The organism is Micromonospora sp. S4605 (genome assembly GCF_003176715.1).
Classification (GTDB): domain Bacteria; phylum Actinomycetota; class Actinomycetes; order Mycobacteriales; family Micromonosporaceae; genus Micromonospora; species Micromonospora echinaurantiaca.
The window spans coordinates 1-4,502 of sequence record NZ_QGSW01000441.1 but is presented as its reverse complement, the minus strand read 5'-3'; the positions used below and the strand labels follow the sequence as shown (position 1 = coordinate 4,502).

The window sequence follows — 4,502 nt, the reverse complement described above, 5'->3', positions numbered from 1 at the left end:
GGGTGGCGTGGTGGGCATCCGTACCTTCATCCAGGGTTGGCCGGTCTACCGGCAGCTCACCGGCACCGACCCGCTGGGCCGGGGCGCCGCGGCGGAGTCGACGCGTTCGGCGGAGTTGACCGCGCGTACCGAGACCGCCGACAGCGTGGCCCGCTCGGTCTGCCCCTACTGTGCGGTGGGCTGTGGGCAGCGGGTGTACGTCAAGGACAACCGGGTCAGCCAGATCGAGGGCGACCCGGACAGCCCGATCTCCCGTGGCCGGCTCTGCCCGAAGGGTGCGGCCAGCAAGAGCCTGGTGACCAGCCCGCTGCGGCAGACGAAGGTCCGCTACCGCCGGCCGTACGCCACGGAGTGGGAGGACCTGGATCTCGACGTCGCGCTCGACATGATCGCCGACCGGGTGCTCGCCGCGCGTGAGCAGACCTGGGAGGACGTGGACAGCGAGGGCCGGCCGCTGAACCGCACCCTGGGCATCTCCAGCCTGGGCGGGGCGACGCTGGACAACGAGGAGAACTACCTCATCAAGAAGCTGTTCACCGCGATGGGGGCGCTCCAGATCGAGAACCAGGCCCGGATTTGACACTCCGCCACCGTCCCCGGTCTGGGGACCAGCTTCGGTCGCGGCGGCGCGACGGACTTCCAGCAGGACGTGGCGAACGCTGACGTGATCGTCATCCAGGGCTCGAACATGGCCGAGGCCCACCCGGTGGGCTTCCAGTGGGTGATGGAGGCCAAGCGGCGCGGCGCCAAGGTCTTCCACGTCGATCCGCGGTTCACCCGGACCAGCGCGCTCGCCGACGCGTACCTGCCGATCCGGGCCGGCTCGGACATCGCCCTGCTCGGCGGGGTGGTGAACTACATCCTGAGCAACGAGCTGGACTTCCGGGAGTACGTGCTGGCGTACACCAACGCCGCGACGATCGTCAGCGAGGACTTCGTCGACACCGAGGACGGGGACGGTTTCTTCTCCGGCTACGACCCGGACACCGGCACGTACCAGCGGACCAGCTGGCAGTACGCGGGCCAGGAGACCCGGGCCGGGACGGCGGCGGAGGAGACCGACCGGGAGCGGGACAGCGCGGCCGGGCTGCGGCACGAGTCGCACGGCGCGCCGATCTCGGGCCGCAACCAGCGGGACGAGACGTTGCAGCATCCGCGCTGCGTCTACCAGATCCTCAAGCGGCACTTCGCCCGCTACACGCCGGAGATGGTGGAGCGGGTCTGCGGCGTACCGCGGGAGAAGTTCCTCGAGCTGGCGCGGGCCTGGACGGAGAACTCGGGCCGGGAGCGGACCGGCGTGCTGATCTACTCGGTCGGCTGGACCCAGCACAGCGTCGGCGTGCAGTACATCCGCACCGGCGCGATCATCCAGCTGCTGCTGGGCAACGTGGGCCGGCCCGGTGGTGGGGTGCTGGCGCTGCGCGGGCACGCCAGCATCCAGGGCTCCACCGACATCCCGACGCTGTTCAACCTTCTGCCCGGCTACCTGCCGATGCCGCACCACGCCGACCACCCGACCTTCGACCAGTGGGTGGACAGCATCCGGCACCCCGGCCAGAAGGGGTTCTGGGGCAACGCGCGGGCCTACGGCGCGAGCCTGCTCAAGGCGTACTGGGGGGAGGCGGCGACGCCGGAGAACGACTTCTGCTACGGCTACCTGCCCCGGATGACCGGCGACCACGGCACCTACCAGCAGGTACTGAACATGATCGACGGCAAGGTGAAGGGCTACTTCCTGCTCGGCCAGAACCCGGCGGTCGGCTCGGCGCACGGCCGGGCGCAGCGGCTCGGCATGGCGAACCTGGACTGGCTGGTGGTCCGTGACCTGTTCATGATCGAAAGTGCCACGTTCTGGCGGAACAGCCCCGAGGTGGCCACCGGCGAGATCGTCCCGCAGGAGTGCCGCACCGAGGTGTTCTTCCTGCCCGCCGCGTCGCACGTGGAGAAGGAGGGCACCTTCACCCAGACCCAGCGGCTGCTGCAGTGGCGGGAGAAGGCGCTCGACCCGCCGGGCGACTGCCGTTCCGAGCTGTGGTTCTTCTACCACCTGGGGCGCAAGCTGCGGGAGAAGCTGGCCGGCTCCCCGCACCCCCGCGACCGGGCCCTGCTCGATCTGGCCTGGGACTATCCCACGGACGGTCCGTTGGCCGAGCCGAGCGCCGAGGCGGTGCTGCGCGAGATCAACGGGTACGAGGTGGCGACCGGCCGTCCGTTGTCGTCGTTCACCGAGGCGCGCGACGACGGGTCCACCGCCGTGGGCTGCTGGATCTACACCGGGGTGTACGCCGACGGGGTCAACCAGGCGGCCCGCCGCAAGCCCGGGCACGAGCAGAACTGGGTGGCCGGCGAGTGGGGCTGGGCGTGGCCGGCCAACCGGCGCACCCTCTACAACCGCGCCTCCGCCGACCCGCAGGGGCGGCCGTGGAGCGAGCGGAAGAAGTACGTCTGGTGGGACGCCGACGCCGGCGAGTGGACCGGTTACGACGTGCCGGACTTCGAGAAGACCAAACCGCCGACGTACCGGCCGCCGGAGGGCACGTCCGGTCCGGCCGGGATCGCCGGTGACGACGCGTTCGTCATGCAGAGCGACGGCAAGGGCTGGCTGTACGTGCCGCGTGGGCTGATCGACGGCCCGCTGCCGACGCACTACGAGCCGGCGGAGTCGCCGGTGCGCAACCCGCTCTACCGGCAGCAGGCCAACCCGACCCGCAAGGTGTACGCGCACCCGGTGAACTCGGTGAACCCCAGCCCGCCGGCCGAGCACAGTCAGGTGTTTCCGTACGTGTTCACGGTCAGCCGGCTCACCGAGCACCACACCGCGGGCGGGATGAGCCGCACCGTCCGGCCGTTGGCCGAGTTGCAGCCGGAGATGTTCGTCGAGGTGTCCCCGGAGTTGGCCGGTGAGGTGGGGCTGGCTCACCTGGGTTGGGCGCACCTGGTCAGCGGGCGGGCGGTGATCGAGGCGAAGGTGCTGGTCACCGACCGGCTCAGCCCGCTGCGGGTGGACGGCCGGATCATCCACCAGGTGTGGCTGCCGTACCACTTCGGCGGTGAGGGGCTGGTCACCGGCGACTCGGCCAACGATTTGTTCGGGATCACCCTCGACCCGAACGTGCTGATCCAGGAGAGCAAGATCGGTACCTGCGACGTACGACCGGGCCGGCGGCCCGCCGGGCCGGCGCTGCTGGACCTGGTGGCCGACTACCGGCGTCGGGCCGGCCTGGAACCGGGCGCCGACCCCGGTCCGCACCCGCCGGTCGTCACCCCCGGCGCGCGCCCCGCGGCCCAGCCCCGCCCGGACGGGGGCGGGCCGCGATGAGCCCCGGCCCGAACAGTTTCTACGGCCCGCTGGACCCGGCGCCGGACGCGGGCTGGTCCGACGCGCCGCCGCGGATGGGCTTCTTCACTGACACCAGCGTCTGCATCGGCTGCAAGGCGTGCGAGGTGGCCTGCAAGGAGTGGAACGACGTGCCCGGCTCCGGGCTGGACCTGCTGGGTATGTCGTACGACAACACCGGCGCGCTGACCGCCAACTCGTGGCGGCACGTCGCCTTCGTCGAGCAGGCCCGCCCGGCCGGTCACCGGACGCCCCCGTTCGCCGGCAACCCGACCGGCGGTTCGGTGAGCGCCTCGTCGGCGGCGGTGGCCGCGGGCACCGGTAACCCCACCCGCACCGACCCGGGGGTGCCGCCCGGCTCGCCGGAGGCCGCGGCCCGGATGGCCGGCGGTCCGGCGGCGGGGGTCGCGGCGACGGCGTCCGGGACGCAGTTCCTCGGCATGCCCGGCGACGGGCCGCCGGGGCGGACCGGCAGCGCCGAGGGGCGCACCGACTTCCGCTGGCTGATGATGTCCGACGTCTGCAAGCACTGCACCCACGCGGCCTGCCTGGACGTCTGCCCGACCGGGTCGCTGTTCCGCACCGAGTTCGGCACGGTGGTGGTGCAGGAGGACATCTGCAACGGCTGCGGCTACTGCATCTCGGCCTGCCCGTACGGGGTCATCGACCAGCGCAAGGGTGACGGCCGGGCGTGGAAGTGCACGCTCTGCTACGACCGGATCGGCGCCGGGATGACGCCGGCCTGCGCGCAGGCCTGCCCGACCGAGTCCATCCAGTATGGCGAGCTGGAGGAACTGCGCGAGCGGGCCGCCGCCCGGGTGGCCACCCTGCACGCGCGGGGCGTGCCGGAGGCGCGGCTGTACGGGCACGACCCGACCGACGGGGTCGGCGGCGACGGTGCCTTCTTCCTGCTGCTGGACGAGCCCGAGGTGTACGGGCTGCCGCCGGACCCGGTGGTGACCACCCGGGACCTGCCGAAGATGTGGAAGCGGGCCGGCCTGGCCGCGTTGGCCATGGCGGCGGCCGCCGTCGCCGCGTTCGTCGGAGGTTCGTCGTGAGTGACCGCCCGGTCGGTGACCGGTTCCGCCGTTTCCGTGACCGCCTGGCCGCTGACGCCGGGCCGGCGGCAACCGGTCCCGGCGGGTCGGGTGATCCGGCGGGGGCG

2 protein-coding genes are annotated in these 4,502 nt (G+C 72.2%); both read left to right on the top strand.

Annotation, left to right across the window (positions count from 1 at the left end; all coding sequences use genetic code 11):
- Positions 1-10 precede the first annotated feature (10 nt).
- On the top strand, positions 11-3,319 hold the full coding sequence (gene fdh, locus DLJ47_RS33655) for a formate dehydrogenase (protein WP_199236113.1): 3,309 nt from the start codon (positions 11-13) through the stop codon (positions 3,317-3,319).
- Positions 3,316-4,395: a 4Fe-4S dicluster domain-containing protein gene (locus DLJ47_RS33650; RefSeq protein ID WP_109906192.1), complete on the top strand. Its 1,080-nt coding sequence runs from the start codon at positions 3,316-3,318 to the stop codon at positions 4,393-4,395. The genes fdh and DLJ47_RS33650 overlap by 4 nt, the downstream gene beginning before the upstream one ends.
- Positions 4,396-4,502: the final 107 nt, after the last annotated feature.